We start from the raw sequence: 17,841 nt of genomic DNA on the forward strand, positions 1-17,841 counted from the left end.
CTGCACCGAAATCGTGGCCTTTCAGGGTCGATGACGGCGTAGCTACGGCTGTCAGGGCTGGGCTGAGCCATCTGTTCCGAACTGGAGAAGTGGCACGTCATAGAGGTTTGGTTGCGGGGTTCTGGTCATGCTCGGCGCTACCACCTCTATCACCAGCATTTCGGTGAGGAACTGGACAGTTGCGCCAAGAAGGTGGCTGGTGTAGCCGGTGGCCGCTTGTTCCTTGAGGCCGACCGTGACGTGGATGTGCGGTCGAAGGCCGTTGGCGACAGGGTCGTAAGCCAGTGTGCCGCCGCCGAATACCTCAACGTTGCGGAGGTGGACTTTTGACCATACCGGAGCGGCTGGGTCCTCGAGACGGTCGCACGCGCCGACGAGGTCCGCTTCGCTGAACCCGGCGATGAACGACGGGATGTAGCCCTGCCGGAGGTTGTGGGTGCGGCAGAAGTCTTCGAGGGCGGTGTAGAAATCCTCGCCGTGGTCGAAGGTGACGCCGAAGGTGCGGCCGAGGGTGAGTTCGTGGGCGCGCATCGTCAGAACTCCTTGTCCGTGGATGCCGGCCAGGGCCAGAGGGACGCTTCGCTGTATCCGCCAGCCGCGGCGAACGCAGCCGCGATTTGGGCTCGGTCGGAGGTAACTGCGAGGAGGGCGTGGAGCAGGATGCGGGACTTGAGGGGGTCGAGGTAGCCGGCACGGATCAACCCGCGAGCGAGCAGGTCTTGTTCGGAGCCGGGAAATCCGTAGGTGGCCGATAGGACGGTACCGGAGCCGGTGCGTGAGGCCAGGATTACCGGTACCCGGGTAGCGAGACCTTCGAGGGGGGCAACAAGGTTCATGGGTACATGGCCCGCACCGAAGCCCGCGACGATGAGCCCGTCGATATGGGGGGCGACTGTGTCGACGACCATGCTGTCGTCTCCGAGTGTCGTCGTGATGATGGGAATGCGGGCCGACTGCGGTTGGGTCGGCGGCAACGCCAGGCGATGAGGGCGGCGGTTGAAAATATGCGGCTGGTTCTCGGTGATGTAACCCAGGGGACCGCCATTGGCGGAGGTGAAGGTGGCGGTGCTGGTGGTGTGGGACTTGCGGACCCGATCCGCGGCGTGGATCTCGTCGTTGAACACCACAAGGCTGCCTTGGTCGCGCAGGGCGGGAGCGGCGGCGGTGCGGATGGCGGCCAGCAGGTTGGCGGGGCCGTCGGCGCCGGCGAGGGTGGGGTTGCGCATGGCGCCGGTGACGACCACGGGGATCGGTGCGGTGTGGAGTAGGTCGAGCAAGTAGGCGGTTTCTTCGATGGTGTCGGTGCCCTGAGTGACCACCGCGCCGTCGATCTCGGGTAGCCGGGCATGGATCGCTGCGGCGAGGTTGGCGATATCGGTCGGGGTGAGCGAGGCTCCCGGTTTCTGCCGGAAATCGATGACCTCGATCTCGGCGCCAGCGGCATCGAGGCCGGGGACCGCGGCCACGAGTTGCTCGGCCGACAAGGTGGGAGTGACTGCGCCGCTGCCGTTGTCGGTCATGGCGATGGTGCCGCCGAGAGCGAAAACAGCGATACGACGACGGGATTCGACGGTACTCACCCACACAGCCTAACGATCTTCGCCACCGAGGTCAGCGAGGTAAGCACAGGCTTGTTCGAGGCCCATGAGGGAGAGGAGTCGACTGCGCGGCGTACACAGACCCGCGACGCCGCTGTCGGCCAGTTCATGCGCGCGGCGGGTGAGCCAAGACCACTCGAGACCGAGGTAGTCCGCCAGAGCGTGCAGCCGATGCTGCGGCGTCTCTCCGGGAAGGGACGTACGGGTGCTTGCCCAGCCCACGGCATCGTCGAATTCTCGGAGGGTGGGTCGATGATCGGTAACATCCACGTGCCATACCTGGTCGGAATTGACCCAGTTGGCGACCAAGGCGACGCGAGTGCGGTCGAGAACAAATCCGGGAGTGGCTGTGTATTCCGGTTCGGTGCACACTACGGTTGTGATGCCCATGGATTCGTGCAGTGCCATCGCGAGAAGCAGCAGGATCCGTTCCAGTCGACCGGAGGCGTCAACGGCACTGGGCGGTATGCAGAAGGCGCGGATCGGCGGATCGCCGTGCGCAGGGGTGGTTGCGCGGAGATAGTGGTATTTGTGGGTGAACAACAGCCAGGTGCTGGCCTCTTCCCCGCGCTGCTCCCGGGACCAGAAGTGTGGGGTGGTGCTGAGTCTGTCGGAGTTACGGAGGATATGGGCTGCACAGAGGTCGGAGCCGAGCCACATCCGCGATATCGGTGAGAGGTCGGGACCGAGATCTGAACGTGGTTCTGCATGGCCATCATTCAACCGGGATACAGCATCGGCGAGGTCGGCGTCATCGTCGAGAAGTGCAGTATCCAGGCTGGTCACGGCCCAGATGATCGCGTGAGTGAAGTCATCGAGAAGGTACGCGACAGGAATCGGCAGTGGTGCCTCCGGGTTGGAGGCCGCTAGCCGGGCGCGGGCGTGGCGTCGATCCATCGCGTACTGCTGGACCTGACCAGAGGCATCGAGGTGGGCGAGTACGACTGCCCGGCCAGACGTAGCTATGGTGGGATCGGTCAATGTGCCGTACGCCGAGGTGATCACTATCCGACCTCGATCTGCGATAGCCGGAAAGACCACGGCGAGGACTTCCAGGCCGGAGAAGTTGCGCCCTCGGGGTAGTTGCAGGACAGTTCGACAATCGCTGGATGGTCCGGTGCCGCCGTCGGAGTACCACCGGTTGCTTCCGGAGGGGGCTCTCCGCTCGACTGGGGTGCGTAGGGCGAGCTGTTCGGATTTGGCTACGTGCCACAGCCCGAGCAACTCTCCGTTGGCGTACAGCGCGGTGTCGATGGCGTGCATGAGATCCTGCGACGGCAGGTTGTGGGGACGTTCGGCCCGCGAAACGTACTGACGGCTGTACCCGATCCGGCCCGCCAACTGCGACTGGCTCAGACCGGCCGAGGATCTGCGCCGCTTGATCTCGCTGGACAGCACTGTGCGGGCCTGTATCTCGTGGCCGCCGGTATCCACGCTGGTCATGCCGAGTGGCCCCCTATAGGTGCGGGCGGGTGCATCGTGCTGGGGGGCAACAGTCCGCGGAGTCCATTTGCCCCCTCCCCAGATGATATGCGGCCCCGGTTATCTGAGAGCGGTACAGCAGACCTGGACCTCGGTTCCAGGGTTCTTCAAGGAGGTCGACATGGGGAGACCGGACAGACCCAAGCTTCCGCTCTCGGGCGGATTCGGTTCGCAGACGCTGGTGATCCGCGGTTCTGCTCGTGGTTCTGGCTCTGGAGGAATGTGACATGAATTCGATGACCTTGACCAACGAGCAGGCACTGCTCGATCAGGTCTCGTGCGTGCAGCAGATCGATCCACGGGTGTTCGAACTGCTCCGCCATGAGGCGCTGACCGTGCCGGCCGAGGATACGTGGGTTACGGAGTACTCCCAGTTCCAGTCCGGTGGGTGGCGGACACTCTCGCTTCTGAACGAGTCCGGAGATCCGGCCGATGTGACGATCTCCGACTGCAATCCGGTCGAGACAACGCTCCTACGGGAAATGCCGATGACGCGAAAGTTTCTAACCGAACTGGGCTTGCGCTACATGTGGGCCCGCATCGCCCGCTTGGGATCGAACTCTTTCCTCTGGGAGCATCGCGACTACGACGAACTCGATCGCTCGGAACGCTACCGGTTGCACATACCGTTGACGTCGAACAGTTCGGCTGCGCTCGTCACCGGCGGCGCACGAATTCACCTCGCACCTGGACGCATCTGGCAGCTGACACCGACCCGTGTCCACGGCGCCTGCAATCTCCTCGGTCCCGATCGGTACCACCTGCTGCTGGACTGCTACGCAGACGATCGACTCACGGAACTGGTATCCGGCGCGTGGCTGAATGATTCCGAGGTTACCGAGCTACCGCAGGCTACCCGCGCCGAGCTCGAAACCCGTTATGACAGAGCACAGGCGCTGGCCAGACTCGGGTATATCCAATCCGCAGAAAAGTACCTGCTGAGGCTGTTCTATGAATGGGCCGTGCCGGAGGGGTCGGCCTACGACATGATCGCGTCGCTACACGACCTCCTCGAGCACCGTGATGTGGCCGAGCGCTGGCGTGCGAACAAGGAAGTACTACTGGGTCTTTCGCACCGAAAGGAGCGTTCGGCATGAGTCACATAGCCCTCGACCGCCTCGTGGCAGCAAATCGCCCGGATCAGTTCGCACTACTCGAACACGCTGCCGGCGTATTCACCCGCAGCAACGCCGTGACACATCTGCTGGTGCGCGGGTCCCTCGCACGCGGGACAGCCGATCGGCTCTCCGACGTCGACTTCGTCGTCGGAGTCGATGATCATTCGTTCCGCGAGTTCGTCAAGGTGCTGGATCCGCTGATCTCGATGGAACTGGGCGGCATCCTTCCGGGTTGGCTCGACACAATCGTGGGCCACATGGGAGGGCTGGGGTTCGTCTATCTGGTCGGCTGGGAAGGGCATCTGCAACAGCTCGACCTCTACGTCGCTCCGGCCAGCGCCATTTCCGGCATTCAGGACCGCACCGTCTGCCAAGCTGTCTTTATTCGCGCCCCGGCTGCGGCCTACGAGCCGGACTCATCGGTTGCGCCGTTCGTAGCCGAAACGCTGGCTCGTCCGCATATGTGTGCGGACTTGCTGGTCGAGGCCATGGTGCTCGGATACCTGATCCACAAACGGATCGCTCGCGGGCAGGAATTCATCTCGTATTCGGAGTGGTTCCTGTTCAATTCGGCCGCGAAGAACCTGGTCAAGGCCGCGCTCGCGCCGACGTCGAGGTACTGGGGCTGGTATCAGCTCAGAGAGGAGATAGGATCCACCCCGATCGGCCGGGCGTGTCTGGCCGACCTCGAGGCGTTGATTTCCGCTCCGGCGATTCCCACCGTGGCGTCCCTGACCGACGGACTCGATCGAGTGTTCGCTATTGCGCGCAGGGTGGCACCGGATGCCGTCGACAGCATGCGCGAAGCGGTCGACGCCTACCAGTACTACTTGGATCTGCCATGAGGTCGGCTTCGCGTGAAAAGCGCCTGACAGCATCCTTTTTCGGCGGAGTGGTGCCGGCAACCGACCATGAGCGTGGGCTGGCGCGCGATATAGGACAGACAGTCGCAGAAGCCGGCATGCTGCTACAACACGGCGGCTACAACGGGCTGATGGAGGACGCGGCCAGCGGGGCGGCACGTGCCGGCGGACCGGTCGTCGCCGTGACCTTGGCCGGTGTGAGCTGGGGTGAGTTCAATCCGCATGTCTCCAGAGCGATCCGCCTGTCCTCGATGGGTGATCGGTTGCACCGATTCCTCGGCGGCGCCGACTTGGTGATAGCCATGGGCGGTGGAGTTGGAACTCTGCACGAGCTGACCGCTGCTCTCTGGTACGCAGGCAATATTCGACCAGTTCCTGTTTGCCTCGCCGGACCGACTGCGCTGCGACTGGCAACATTTCTACGGGCCGAGCACTGGTTGTTCGAGACACCTACCCGTCCTCTCGGCTTCCTCCATGAGATACCCGATCTCGCGGCATTCCGGGAAAAGTTGCCTCAGCTCGTACAGAGTGTGGCACCTGATCGCCTCGGGACGGTTTCGGCGGGAGTGGAAGACCGATGATGCTGCCCGTCAGTTTGGCCGGACGAATTCGCAGGGCCGCGCTGCGAGAGCAGGCGTTCATACTGCCGACCGGAGACACCTTGGACGAGTACTTCGACGAGTACTTGCTCGCCGCGGACCCGATCCTGCTGAAGGATGTCGCCCAGGCCATGGTCGGCCACGTCCCTTCGGACACCGATGTGGTGATGGGCGTGGCGATGGGCGGTGTGCCGCTGGCTGTCGCGTTATCTGCGGTAACTGGTCGGCGGGCAGGATTCTTCCGTCGTCGCCCCAAGGAATACGGCAGCTGCCGTCAGATCGAAGGTGACGCGGTCGGTGGACGCCACGTCGTCATCGTCGATGACGTGGTGCGCACCGGCTCGCAGGTCGTGTATGCCGCCGAGGTCCTTCGCGGATGCGGTGCCGAAGTGTCTGCCGCCCTGTGCGTGCTCGATCGCGAGGCCGGCGGCGGTGAGCTACTGGCGAGCGAAGGGATTGAACTGCGGGCACTGCTGACCCAGTCCCTTCTGGACGATATCGACTTCGGCAGGCCGGCATGTTGATGCCGTATTCATCCTCCGCCCGCCAGTACGCGGCGCTGTTCGATTTGGATGGCGTGATCATCGATACGCGCGCGGCGACGCGAGCCGCCCTGCTTGCTCTCGCCGGCGCGAGGGCGCAGATGCCGGTGAACCCGAGCCTGTTGGACGCGTGTGTGGCGATGCCACCGGTCGACGCGCTCATGGCCTTGGACGTTCCGGACGCACGACACGTGTATCGGGACTATTTCGACGATGCGCTGGCGACCGCCATAGGCGAAGTGCGGGTTTTCGACGAGGTCGTCGACGGGATCTCCGTATTGCGGGAACAAGGAGCTGGGATCGGCATCGTCACCGCGCAAGCACGTGACCGGCTACGATTCCTGCTGCCGGAGAATGTCGCGGAGATAGTGGACATCGTGATCGCACACGAGGACGCTGCCGCGAAGCCGTCTCCGGAGGGCGTCCTCACCGCTTGCACCGGCCTCGGGGTTCGCCCTGACCAGGCTTTCTTTCTCGGTGACACGCCAACAGATATTGCCGCTGGGCGCGCAGCTGGGGTCTGGACGTACGGTGCAGCCTGGGGGCTTCTCGGAGATGCAGCGCTGATCAATACCGGAGCGTATCGCGTACTCACCGAACCAGGCCAGGTCGGCCTCGATCTGCTCGCACCTATCGAGGTCCGACCTGGGTCCGGTGAGTGACGTCAGTTCACCGACTCGCTGATTGCCCGGCGGACCTCGTTCAAGGCATCGGTCGTCGCGAGCGGATCCGTGCCTCCGCCTTGCGCGATGTCGGGCTTTCCACCGCCTCCGCCCTTCAGGACCTTCGCGGCCGTTCGCACGAGGTCGCCGGCCTTGAGTCCGCGTGCGCGGGCATGCTCGTTGACCGCGGCCACCACGATTGGCTTGTCGTCGGACAAGGCCGTCATGACCACGGCGGCCGGCCGGTCTGCGAACCGGTCTCGGACCTTGAGCACCACGGTGCGCAGTTCCTCGCCGCTTGCAGCCTCCGGCAGGTGCTCTGATACCACCGTGACGCCACCGATCGTGGGTGCGTCGGCAGCGTACTGTTCGGCCAAGGCCGCCAGCTGGGTGGCCCGGAACCGGGAGATCTCTTTCTCGGCGTCGCGCAGTTGCTTCACCAACGCCGCTACTCGATCGCCGATATCGCTGGTCGGTACCTGCAGGATGTCGGCGACGTTGACCGCCAATGCCCGCTCCTTCGCCAGAAAGCGCAGGGCGTCGATACCGACGTATGCCTCCATTCGGCGCAGACCCGATCCAACAGACGACTCACCGATCAGGGTCAGCGGTCCGACCTGGGACGAGTGCGCTACGTGAGTCCCGCCGCACAGTTCCCGCGACCATTCGCCGCCGATCTCGACCACACGAACCTCTTCGCCGTAGGTCTCGCCGAACAATGCCAGCGCACCGATCTCACGGGCCCGGGGCAGTGGCATGTACTCGACAGCAACCGGCAGGTCACGGCGCACCGCCAGGTTGGAGATCTCCTCGATTTCGCTGCGCGTCTCCGCGGAAAGACCACCGGTCCACGAGAAATCCAGACGGAGGTACCCGGGCTTGTTGTAGGAGCCGCTCTGCAGCGCGGTCGACCCGAGCACTTGCCGCAAGGCGGCATGGACGATGTGGGTACCCGAGTGAGCTTGACGGGCGCCGATCCGCCATTCCGGATCAACCCTGGCCAGGACACCCTGCCCCTCGGTAATTTCGCCGCTTCGGACTCGCACTTGGTGAACCCACAACTTGCGGGCGACCTTCTGTACGTCGAGCACTTCGAGCTCGACTCCGTCTGCGACGATCGTGCCCGCATCGCTCTCCTGACCGCCGGATTCGGCGTACAGCGGAGTCCTGTCGAGCACCAATTCAAGGATGTCGCCCTCGACCGCCGCCGGGATCCGCTCGCCCTCCCATACGAGGCCGCGGACCGTGGCTTCGGATTCCAGCTCCGAGTAGCCGGTGAACTCGGTAGGACCATAGGCCAGCAGCTCGCGATACACGCCGGTCTCGCCATGCCCGCCGGTCTTACGCGCAGCCGCATCGGCCTTCGCCCGCGCCCGCTGCTCCTGCATGAGCTCGCGGAATCCAGTCTCATCGACGGTCAGGCCGGCTTCCTCCGCCATCTCCAGCGTCAAGTCGATGGGGAACCCGTAGGTGTCATGCAGCTGGAACGCTTTGTCACCGGGCAACACCAGCTTTCCGCTCTTGCGTACCTGTTCAGCGGCAAGATCGAATATGGACGTCCCCGACTTGAGGGTTTGAGCGAACGCGGCCTCCTCCGCGACCGCGATGCGATCAATGCGGTCGTGCTCACCGGTCAGCTCTGGATACATCGGGCTCATTACCTGGACCGTGCGAGCAACGAGGTCGTGAACAACGGCGTCGTCGGAACCGAGCAACCGCATCATCCGGACCGCTCGGCGCAGAATTCGGCGCAGGATGTAGCCGCGGCCATCGTTGGAAGGAGTTACACCATCGCCGATCAACATGACGCTGGTCAGGATGTGATCCGCAACCACCCGCAGAGCAACATCGTCCTTGACGGTGGAACCGTACTTCGCGCCGCTCAGCTCAGCAGCCAGGTCCAGGATCTGACGTGTGGTGTCGATATCGAAGATCGTCGGCGTATCCTGCAGAAGCGCGGCCATCCGCTCCAGGCCGAAGCCGGTGTCGATGTTCTTCGACGGCAGATCACCGACGATCGGATAGCCCTCCTTCGCAGGACCCTCACCACGGATGTTCTGCATGAACACGAGATTCCAGATCTCGAGGTAGCGCTCATCGTTTGCCACCGGCCCGCCATCACGCCCGAACTCCGGGCCACGGTCGTAGCAGATCTCCGAGCACGGTCCGCACGGACCGGGTACCCCCATCGACCAGAAATTCTCGGACATACCCAGACGCTGGATGCGGTCGGTCGGCACACCTATGTCGCGCCGCCAGATCTCCTCGGCCTCGTCATCGTCGGTATAGACGGTGACCCACAGTTTCTCCTCAGCCAGTCCGAGACCCCCGTCTGAGACGGAACCGGTCAAGAACTCCCAGGCGAACGGAATAGCCTTCTCCTTGAAGTAGTCGCCGAAGGAGAAGTTGCCGAACATCTGGAAGAACGAACCATGACGGCTGGTCTTGCCGACCTCTTCGATGTCGACCGTTCGCACGCATTTCTGCAGGCTGGTGGCACGAGAGAAAGGAGCCGGAGCCTCGCCGAGGAAGTACGGCTTGAACGGTGCCATACCTGCGTTGATCAGCAGCAACGTAGGGTCATCAGCGATCAGCGATGCCGAGGGCACCACTGCGTGACCCCGGTTCTCGAAAAATCGAAGAGCGCGGCGACTGATTTCGGCCGATTGCATGGCTTGGACACCTTCCAGGTGCTCGGTTGGGCTTGGATCACCACCGGACTGTGCGGCGACCCCGGACATCCATCGTAGGTTGGCCGATCAACGATCGGGTCGCCGGTGCATCTATTCGATCCAGTACCGGCACATCAGCGTGCCATTGGTCCAGGGCTCGGTGGATTCCAGAACTCCGCCGCACGCCTCGATGATCCTCCGGGACCCGAGATTTGAATCGTCGCAGGTGAGAAGTATCCGGTCGATGCCGGTCGACCGGGCAACGACGATGCTGCGGCGGAGTATGGCGGTACCGTAGCCGCGCTGTCTGTACTGGGGCAGTACGGCATACCCGATGTGCCCGCCTCGGCGACGTAGGCCGTCGTTGAGGGTGTGTCTGATCGATGTCCGACCGACTACCTGGCCGTCGACAGTCGCGAGTAGGAACGTGGAGGCCACGATGCCGTCCGGCAAATTGACACCCTGCCGTTGGTCCTCCCGGGCGCGTAGATAGTCAGCCCAGCTCATCTCGGGCTCGAGCCCCAACGCGAACGGGAAGCTATCTCCCCTGGCCAGGTCGCTGTGCGCGGCGCGGACCACGTTTTCGTCCGTTTCCTGCAACGGCCGTAGGCGAACTGTTTCGACGGCAGTCGATGATCGAGAAGTGGCCCCGACTCTTCGGGGTTCGGTGCTCGTCGTGTCGATCCAGTAGCGGCAGATGTTGTCGCTGATGATGTCGAGCCGACCGCCGAGTCCAGTGGCTACTCGTCGGGAGCCGACATTGTCGACGGTGCAGGTGATCCGAGCGTCGAAGATTCCCAGGTCGGCGGCGAGTGGCAGGGTTTGGCGCAGGATTTCGGTGGCGTATCCGCGACGCCGGAACCCAGGTGCGACGGCGTAGCCGATATGCCCACCCCAGCCCGTCAGTTCTTCGGTCAGGACATGGCGGATGTCGCTGCTGCCGATCAACGCACCGGCAGCGTCCTCAGCGATGAAGAACGAGAACGGAACCCGGCCGTCGCCGGTGCCAGCCGTGCGGGCAGCCTCGAGCCAGTCCAAATAGTCCTGCCAGGGCATGTCTTCCTGGTAGTCCTTCGCGAAGGTGAATCCGGTGCGGTGAAACGCGCGGCGTAGCGCGCGGAACGCGTGTTCGTCTTCTCGATGCAGTGGCCGCATCCGGACCACCGGGCGCCGGTCGGGCACCGACTGGAGCGGCGTCACCATCTCTACTTCCACCTTCCCGCAGGCAGGGTCGACGGACTGCTGCCCGGTTTCGGTGAACTGATTGCGCAGGTACAGGGTGCGGGCAGGTCCGTTGTCGTCGAGGACCGACAGCCGCAAAGTTCGGTGACCATCGGCCCGTGCCCAGTCGAACGCGGCACTCAGCAACAGGTCCGAGATCCCTGTCCCTCGGACAGCCGAAGAAGCCCACACCGACACCACTTCCGCACCAGCCTCTCCGACGCGCACAGCGGCGGATCCGAGCACCGTGTCCTGGTCCTCGGCCACGAACATCACCCGAGTCCGCGCCCAGCCTTCCACTGGTCCTCACTCCACGCCAATGCCTGGTGGTGAGTAGTGGAGAAGGTGTCTGCGGGACTACCGGCGAGCGCGTTGAGTCGCGCTGTTCGGGCTACGGGCCAGTCATCGGCGGAAAGTCGGCGCACGATCATGTACAGCATGATCAGGACTTGCCGCACCGGCGGCAATTCATTTTGCGCTCTGTCCCGTCCGTGTGATCGTCGAGTCAGCGTTGTCCGTGGGTGGTGAGGATGTCGGTGTGGATCCGCTCGATGATGGAGTCGCGGCTCCAGCTGGAGTCGATGCGGACCTCGTCAACGTGAGACAGGGGTTGCCAGCCGTGGTACCACTCAGCCATTTGACCAGGGGGAATCGTCGCGGCCTGCGGTCGCCCTGCGTGGCGAGCGAGCGTTTCGTCGAAGGTGAGATCGAAGCTGTAGTGCAGTGCACGACCGGCGGTGGCGGCGAGGCGGTGCAGCATCGACCCGTAGCGATCGGCGTCGAGGATGCCTTCCACGATCGTCACCATCCGGCGGGCCAGGCACAGTGTCGCGATGTGTTCGATCAGCTCGATATTCCACCCGCCGGGCTCGTCGCGCTCGCGGACAATCTGCCGCCGCACAACATCTTGACCGACGACAGCGCAGTGGCCGTGCTCGAAGCGACGTTGCAGGCCAGCGGCGACGGTCGACTTGCCCGATGCCGAATTGCCACGAATGACGACCAGCGTGGTCGACTGAGCGGAATTGCGTTTGATGCAAGACTTTTCGGCGCTATCCCCCTCCGAGCTGGGGTTACCGTAGCACGGATTCTGATCAGGTGTCATGGCTCCTGCCTGGCATTTTGCAATAGATCTCCCGTTTGATGCATGATCTGACCGTTAGGTGGGAGGTGGTGATGGTGGACAGTCCGCCGGGATCGGCGCGGCTCGAGCTGGTGGACGGCGTGGCGTTGCTGCGTCAGGAAGACGCGGTTCTGGAGGCGATGCTCAGTGGTTGGAGCAAGCAGCAGCGCGGCGGTCGGCGGCTCGACCCGAAGACGATCGGGACGCGGCAACGAAATGTGCAGGCATTCGTGGCGTTCAGCAACGAGTACCCCTGGCGATGGACGGCCTCGCATGTCGAGGAGTGGACGACCCATCTGCTCTCGGAGCTGGGGCGGTCGCTGTCGACGATCCGCAACTATCAGGGTGCGATTCGCTTGTTCTGCGACTACATCACCTCGGCGCACTACGAGTGGCCCGAGGTGTGCGAGGCCCGGTTCGGCACGCATCCGACGCAGGTCTGTCACGAGTGGAACACCGCGGTCCATGTCGAGGACGATGAGAGCCGTCCGACCCGTAGGCCGATGAGCCGCGACGAGATTCAGGCGCTGTTCGATCACGCGGACGGTCAGGTCGAGCGGGCGGTGAGGTCGGGCCGCAAAGGGGCGTTGGCGGCGTACCGCGATGCGACGGTCTTCAAAGTCCTTTACGGCTGGGGCCTCCGGGTCAACGAGGCGTGCCGGCTGGATCGCAGCGATTTCTACCGCAACCCTGAGGCACCCGAACTGGGCCGGTTCGGGGTACTGCATGTCCGCTACGGCAAGGCGTCGCGTGGGTCGGGTCCGCGCCGGCGCGCGGTGGCGAGTGTGATGCCGTGGGCGGTCGAGGCGGTGGAGGACTACCTGGTCAACATCCGGCCCCGTTTCGGCCTGGACGATCATCCGGCGCTGTGGGTGACCGAACGAGGCGGTCGGCTGCGGGGGCGCGAGGTAGACGAGCGATTCGCGCGATACCGAGACGAACTGGGCTTGGCCGCCGACCTCACTCCGCACTGCCTGCGGCACTCGTATGTTTCGCACGGTGTCGAGGACGGGATGGACCCGGAATTCCTGCGCCAGCAGGTCGGTCACCGCTTCCGCAGCACCACCGGCATATACACGACGGTGAGCACCGACCACATGAACACGATGATGCGCAAGGCCCTGGACCGGGCCTTCGCACCGATCGAGGAAGGAGCGGGATGACCGCGAAACTGGACTACCGCTGGCATCTGCGCGACGTGATGGCCGACCGAGGCATGTTCTCAACGACGAAGCTGCGGCCCCTGTTGCGTGAGCGCGGGATCGACCTGTCGGACAGCCAAATCTATCGCCTGGTGACAGAACGACCCGAACGTCTGAGCCTGAAAGTGCTGATGGCGTTGCTGGACATCCTGGGCTGCCGGATGGACGACCTGATCGAGCCGGTCGCGGCGACTGCAAGTCAGCGGCGGACGGCATCGGGCGAAACGGCTTCGCCCACAGGCAAACCAGACAAAGGTGTGGGCTCTTTCCGTCCGAAGCGAGCACGGATCGCCGCACCGAGCGATGACTGATTCCGTCTCGGCTCCTCGATTCCTGACCGATCCTCTCGGCGTGATCGCCGAGATCGTCGCCCATATCGAACCTGGACTCGACGGCGACACGATCGTCGCGGCGATCGAGAAGATCGCCCCGACCCGCGCCCGGCAACGCAAGCTGGCCCAAGCGTTGAGCGACGATCCTGGGCTGCTCACGTCGATGCGCCCGCAAGGACCGCGGGCAGTCGGTCAGCTCATCAGCGAATTGACGGACGCCGCGGCAACCCATGTCGCATTGCCGCGCTGCGCCCGCTGCGGTCGTGCCCGTCCCCTGGTCAACCTCGATGTTCAACGGCAACGGATCTGTGGTTCCTGCTTCACCTTCTACAAAAGGCAAGTCGAGACGTGCGGCGGATGCGGAAGGCTGCGCGAGGTTCAGACCCGCGACCGCGACGGCACCGCGCGCTGCCCGAAGTGTCCACCGGAACCAGGCCGCAACCACCTCGCCGCGATCGTCGAGCACGTCAGCCGCGTAGCGGGCGACTACGATACTGCGCTGCTGCGGCAGACCGTAGAACGGCTCGTCCGAGAGCCCTACCAACGCCGCGAAGTGGCGTGGCAGCTCGACGCCCACCCCGAGCTGCTGACCGGCGGTGCTGCGATGGGTTCGCCGCGCCTGATAGCGCTGGTCGAACACCTTGTTCTCGACCAGGTGCCGGGAGTCCTCCCGCCGAGCTGCCCGTTCTGCGAACGCGTGGTCGCGTTGAAGTTCCAGCGCGACGACCGGCGGTGCTGCCGACGATGCTATGACGCGCTCAGACATGAAACATGTTGTCGCTGCGGCGAATCCAGAACAGTAGCGACCCGCACGCCCGACGGCGGACCGCTGTGCGCCCCCTGTATGCGTCGCGACCCCGTCGGGCACGAGAGCTGCACGAAGTGCGGGCGCATTCACCTGATCGTCCATCGAGTGAAGGACCGGCGCTACTGCGGCCGGTGTTGGCGCGGCCCCGTCGCGGTCTGCTCGATCTGTGGGAAGAGCAAACCCTGTCACTTCGCGAACTCGGCGACGGCCCGCTGTGCATTGTGCTCGCGCAAGCTGTTCGGCCAAACCTGCGTCAACTGCGGACGAGTCCGACCAGTGCATCGGCGTGGTCCGGACGGTCCGCTCTGCCATCCGTGCGGCCAACGCCGCGCCCCTTGCAGCCGCTGCGGTCGCACCATGCGCGTGCAGGCCAGCGTCGCCGTCGGCCCGCTCTGCCGGACCTGCTACCAGCACGAACCGGCCTACTTCCAGCACTGCGCGGTCTGCAGTGCGTTCGAACACCTCTACCACCACCATAGGGTCACTACTAGAACCCAGGGCTGAATGAACGCCCTGGAGTAGGACCCCTACTCCTCCCTTCATTTGGGCGTTGCCTGATCCAGGAGTATCCCGGCTTGTCTTGTGCCGGGTTGCGCCGCATGTTCCTGTCTGTGCCCGTTGGGCGGCGTGTAGCTGTCCGAAGGGGTCGTGCAGGCGGTGGCCGTTGATCTGCTCATCGTCGATATAGAGCTGTTGGAAGATTGCCTGATTGAACAGGCGGCGCTGGTGTTCGTTGCAGCGGCGATACAGTTCTTGGGGATTCTCCAGCAGTGTGAGCGCGGCTTCGATGAGTCGGGCGCTGGATGACAGGTCTTCGGTCGTTGTTGCCAGGCGTTCGGTCAGTCGTCGCCGTTGGTGGGCGATGTCGCGGAGCTTGGCTTTGATCTTGGGCTGCGGAAGGGTGGCGTCGGCGGCCAAGTCGATGAGGTTCTCTTCCTGGGCGTCGAGTGCCTGCAGCTCGGTGGTCAGTTGCTTCTGGAGGAGCCGATCGGCGGTCTCTTGAGCGTTGATGGCTTCGGCGATCTGGTTGCGGATGCTGGTGATGAAGTCGCTGCGGAATCGGATCGTCGCGTAGTGCGCCTCGACGGCGTCTTCGACGAGTGCGACGTTGATGTGGGGCGCGTTGCAGGTGCCCTTCTGTTTGTTGCGGCAGAAGAAGTAGAGGTATTCGTTGCCGTGTCGGTTGGTTGTTCGTTGGATGATCATCCGCCCGACGGTTCCGGTCCGCTGGCAGCGTCCGCAGAACAGGGATCCTTTGAGGTAGTGGTGGTGGACTCGTCGGCGTTCGTTGGCGTTGGTGCGGGATTCGAGGATCTCTTGGACGTTGTCGAAGAGGTTCTCGTCGATCAGCGGCTGGTGTCGGCCCTGCATCTCCTCGCCCTTGTAGATGACGTAGCCGAGGTAGTAGCGGTCGCGCAGCATCTGCGAGAGCTTGTTTCTGGAAACCCGTTGGGCGGGACGGCGATGGCTCGGCCGGGTGCGCAGCCCGCGGTCGTAGAGTTCCTCGGATAGCTCGTCGAGGGTGTAGTCGCCGGTGGCGTACAGCTGAAACGCGAGCCGGACGAGCGGAGCGCGTTCGGGGTCCACACCGATGGTGCGGATCTCGCGGCCGTCGAACCGATCGAAGACATTGAGGTACCCGAGCCGGGCACGGCCGAGCGTGCCGCCGTTGCGTGCCTTCTGACCCATCTTGTAGGAGATGTCGGCGCCTGACTCGCGGGACTGGTACTCGTTGAAAGTGGCGAGGATGCCGTGCATGAGCTGGCCGACCGGCGAATCATCGATGGATTCGGTGGCGGAGACCAGGGTGACGTTTCGCTTGCGGAGGTCGGCCATGACGATGGCGTCGTCGAACCGGTTTCGGGCCATACGAGACAGTTTGTAGACGATGACGTAGTCGACGTCTTGATGGTTTCGAATTCGAGCGAGCAATCGTTGAAACTCGACTCGTTTCGACATTTCAGTCGCACTCCGACCCGGCTCGATATATTCATCGACAATGGTCAGGCCGAGTTGATTTGCCTTGTTCTGGCAGGCGACACGTTGAGCGGGAATGGATATGCCTTCGGGGTCATAGTCGGTCTTGACCTGCCCTGGCGATGATACACGTAGGTAGATGACAGCACGGTCGCCCGCCTTCAAAGGTGCTGGCAGTGATGGGAGTTCGGATGCCAAGTCGTCATCCGCATCGTTCCCCGGGCCTACGTACGCGCTCACCATGGAGATTCCTTATTCTCGACGTCACGGTATTTTCGCGATCGATATTATTATGATTCGACAGAGGGTGTTACATTCCCTGACGGTCGTCGATTCGAGATCCGTTGTATTTGCGAATCGGGGAGGTTAGGGCAAACTTTTGCCGGAGTTTAATTATGTAGTTTCGTCCAGGATTGATAAATTTGGCCAGTCCCCGATAACGCGACCACCCGGTTTCAGAGTCGGTGTCGTTCGGTCGGTGTTCAGTTGATGTCGCAGCCCACGGGGTGGTGGGTGTGGGTGCAGGCCGCAGCGTACTCGGCCGGGGTGCGGTAGCCCAGCGCCGAATGCCGGTGCCGGTGGTTGTGCTCGTGCTTGAAATCCGCGATCACCACCCTCGCTTCGAGCAGGCTGGTCCAGTGGTTGCGGTTGAGGCATTCCACGCGCAGGCGCCGGTTGAACGATTCCACGTACCCGTTGTTCCAGGGGGTACCCGGCGGAATATACGAGATCCCGACCCGGTCTCGGCAAAATGTTTGCAGTGCTGCCGAAATCATTTCCGGCCCGTTGTCCAGGCGCAGCACCTTCGGCGCCCCGTGGACGGCGAAGACCCGCTCGAGTTCGGCGACCAGATGCTCGCCGGTGATCGACCGCTCGACCAGGTGCAGTAGGGATTCGCGGGTGTGCTCGTCGATCATCGACGCGATCTTCACCACCCGCCCGTCGACGGTAGAGTCGAACTGGAAATCCAGCGCCCACACCACGTTCGGCGCATCCGCATCCACCGCCGGCACCGACGAGGTGCCGGCCCGTTTACGCGGGTGATGCGCCCGCACCTGCAAACCTTCTTCCCGCCAGAGCCGGTGGACTTTCTTGATGTTCATCCGGTGGCCTTCGTCGAACCGCAGCACTGCCCAGGCCCGGCGGAACCCATGACACGGGTTCTTGGCCGCATAATTCCGCAGCCACGCCCGCGTCCCGGCGTCGGGGTCTGCCGGTGTTTGCGTGGCAGGGCACCGGCGGTATGTCGACCGAGCGAGCCCAACGACCTTGCACGCGAACCGTTGCGACATGCCCATGACCTCGCTGAGCATGTCCACGGCGCGGCGCTTGGCCGCTGGGCCTAGAATTTTCCCTTCGAAATCTCGCGCAGCGCGTCTTTCTCCAGTTCCGCGTCGGCGAGTAGCCGCTTCAATCGGGCGTTCTGTTCCCGCAGTTCCTTGAGTTCTTTGGCGGCGTCGGTGTCCATGCCGCCGTACTGGCGACGCCAGTTATAGAGTGTCGCCGCCGAGACTCCCAGGTCAGCGGCGATTTGCTCGCCGGTCAAGCCTTCCGCGGCCAGTTCATCGGCGCGCCGCAGCTTGCGCACGATGTCCTCCGCGGAATGCCGTTTCCGTCCAGCCATGGTTCCCATAGTCCCTTC

General features: G+C 63.7%; 16 protein-coding genes and 1 pseudogene. 9 read left to right on the forward strand and 8 right to left on the reverse strand.

The genetic code is table 11. From position 1 onward, the window contains the following. Positions 1-51: 51 nt before the first annotated feature. Genes OHB21_RS12945 through OHB21_RS12955 form a run of 3 tightly spaced genes read right to left on the reverse strand, consistent with a single transcriptional unit; the run spans position 52 to position 3,041 of the window. Positions 52-531: a PPC domain-containing DNA-binding protein gene (locus tag OHB21_RS12945; RefSeq protein WP_195142570.1), complete on the reverse strand. Its 480-nt coding sequence runs from the start codon at positions 529-531 to the stop codon at positions 52-54. Positions 532-533: 2 nt separating this feature from the next. Then, positions 534-1,580 carry an asparaginase gene (locus OHB21_RS12950; protein ID WP_324192312.1) on the reverse strand — a complete coding sequence of 349 codons (1,047 nt, stop codon included), beginning with the start codon at positions 1,578-1,580 and terminating at the stop codon, positions 534-536. 9 nt (positions 1,581-1,589) lie between these two features. Continuing rightward, the gene (locus tag OHB21_RS12955) at positions 1,590-3,041 is read right to left on the reverse strand and encodes a helix-turn-helix transcriptional regulator (protein ID WP_328438825.1); all 1,452 of its coding nucleotides are present in this window, start codon (positions 3,039-3,041) and stop codon (positions 1,590-1,592) included. Between the two features lie 266 nt (positions 3,042-3,307). Here OHB21_RS12955 and OHB21_RS12960 point away from each other — a divergent pair, with 266 nt between their 5' ends. The 5 genes from OHB21_RS12960 to OHB21_RS12980 are packed head-to-tail and all read left to right on the forward strand — an operon-like array spanning position 3,308 to position 6,864. Then, on the forward strand, positions 3,308-4,177 hold the full coding sequence (locus OHB21_RS12960; protein WP_195142895.1) for an aspartyl/asparaginyl beta-hydroxylase domain-containing protein: 870 nt from the start codon (positions 3,308-3,310) through the stop codon (positions 4,175-4,177). Further along, positions 4,174-5,043, forward strand: coding sequence for a nucleotidyltransferase domain-containing protein (locus OHB21_RS12965; protein WP_195142894.1), 870 nt, complete (start codon positions 4,174-4,176; stop codon positions 5,041-5,043). The genes OHB21_RS12960 and OHB21_RS12965 overlap by 4 nt, the downstream gene beginning before the upstream one ends. After that, positions 5,040-5,642, forward strand: a complete 603-nt coding sequence (locus OHB21_RS12970; protein ID WP_195142893.1) for an SLOG cluster 4 domain-containing protein — start codon at positions 5,040-5,042, stop codon at positions 5,640-5,642. Before OHB21_RS12965 ends, OHB21_RS12970 begins: the two co-directional genes overlap by 4 nt. Further along, complete coding sequence (locus tag OHB21_RS12975) at positions 5,639-6,184, forward strand: orotate phosphoribosyltransferase (protein ID WP_228815877.1); 546 nt, start codon at positions 5,639-5,641, stop codon at positions 6,182-6,184. Before OHB21_RS12970 ends, OHB21_RS12975 begins: the two co-directional genes overlap by 4 nt. Continuing rightward, positions 6,178-6,864, forward strand: coding sequence for an HAD family hydrolase (locus OHB21_RS12980; RefSeq protein WP_195142892.1), 687 nt, complete (start codon positions 6,178-6,180; stop codon positions 6,862-6,864). Before OHB21_RS12975 ends, OHB21_RS12980 begins: the two co-directional genes overlap by 7 nt. A 2-nt stretch (positions 6,865-6,866) precedes the next feature. Here the strand turns inward: OHB21_RS12980 and alaS are convergent, their stop codons facing one another. The 3 genes from alaS to OHB21_RS12995 form a co-directional block, all read right to left on the reverse strand. Then, entirely contained in the window at positions 6,867-9,536 is a 2,670-nt protein-coding gene (alaS, locus tag OHB21_RS12985; RefSeq protein WP_195142891.1) for an alanine--tRNA ligase, read from the reverse strand. Positions 9,537-9,647: 111 nt separating this feature from the next. Beyond that, the gene (locus OHB21_RS12990) at positions 9,648-11,024 is read right to left on the reverse strand and encodes a GNAT family N-acetyltransferase (RefSeq protein WP_195142890.1); all 1,377 of its coding nucleotides are present in this window, start codon (positions 11,022-11,024) and stop codon (positions 9,648-9,650) included. 238 nt (positions 11,025-11,262) lie between these two features. Continuing rightward, positions 11,263-11,862: an AAA family ATPase gene (locus OHB21_RS12995; protein ID WP_195142889.1), complete on the reverse strand. Its 600-nt coding sequence runs from the start codon at positions 11,860-11,862 to the stop codon at positions 11,263-11,265. Positions 11,863-12,020: 158 nt separating this feature from the next. On the opposite strand from OHB21_RS12995, the gene OHB21_RS13000 reads away from it, so the two are divergent. The 4 genes from OHB21_RS13000 (at position 12,021) to OHB21_RS13015 (ending at position 15,029) form a co-directional block, all read left to right on the forward strand. Next, complete coding sequence (locus tag OHB21_RS13000) at positions 12,021-13,043, forward strand: tyrosine-type recombinase/integrase (RefSeq protein WP_195142897.1); 1,023 nt, start codon at positions 12,021-12,023, stop codon at positions 13,041-13,043. After that, positions 13,040-13,393 (forward strand): helix-turn-helix domain-containing protein, encoded by a 354-nt coding sequence (locus tag OHB21_RS13005; RefSeq protein WP_195142888.1) that lies wholly within the window; start codon positions 13,040-13,042, stop codon positions 13,391-13,393. The genes OHB21_RS13000 and OHB21_RS13005 overlap by 4 nt, the downstream gene beginning before the upstream one ends. A 40-nt stretch (positions 13,394-13,433) precedes the next feature. Continuing rightward, a complete protein-coding gene (locus OHB21_RS13010; RefSeq protein WP_195142887.1) occupies positions 13,434-14,726 on the forward strand; it encodes a hypothetical protein in 1,293 nt (430 codons plus the stop codon). Positions 14,727-14,879: 153 nt separating this feature from the next. Then, complete coding sequence (locus OHB21_RS13015) at positions 14,880-15,029, forward strand: hypothetical protein (RefSeq protein ID WP_328438835.1); 150 nt, start codon at positions 14,880-14,882, stop codon at positions 15,027-15,029. 324 nt (positions 15,030-15,353) lie between these two features. Here the strand turns inward: OHB21_RS13015 and OHB21_RS37475 are convergent. Both OHB21_RS37475 and OHB21_RS13030 read right to left on the reverse strand, forming a co-directional pair. Then, a pseudogene (locus tag OHB21_RS37475) lies at positions 15,354-16,442 on the reverse strand (recombinase family protein); the annotation flags it as partial. Between the two features lie 239 nt (positions 16,443-16,681). Then, positions 16,682-17,823, reverse strand: a protein-coding gene (locus OHB21_RS13030) for an IS3 family transposase (RefSeq protein ID WP_086007605.1) whose coding sequence is annotated in 2 segments (ribosomal slippage) — positions 16,682-17,556 and positions 17,556-17,823 — 1,143 coding nt in all. Because the reading frame shifts where the segments join, the coding sequence is not laid out codon by codon here. Positions 17,824-17,841: the final 18 nt, after the last annotated feature.

The organism is Nocardia puris (genome assembly GCF_036051655.1).
Lineage (GTDB): Bacteria > Actinomycetota > Actinomycetes > Mycobacteriales > Mycobacteriaceae > Nocardia > Nocardia puris.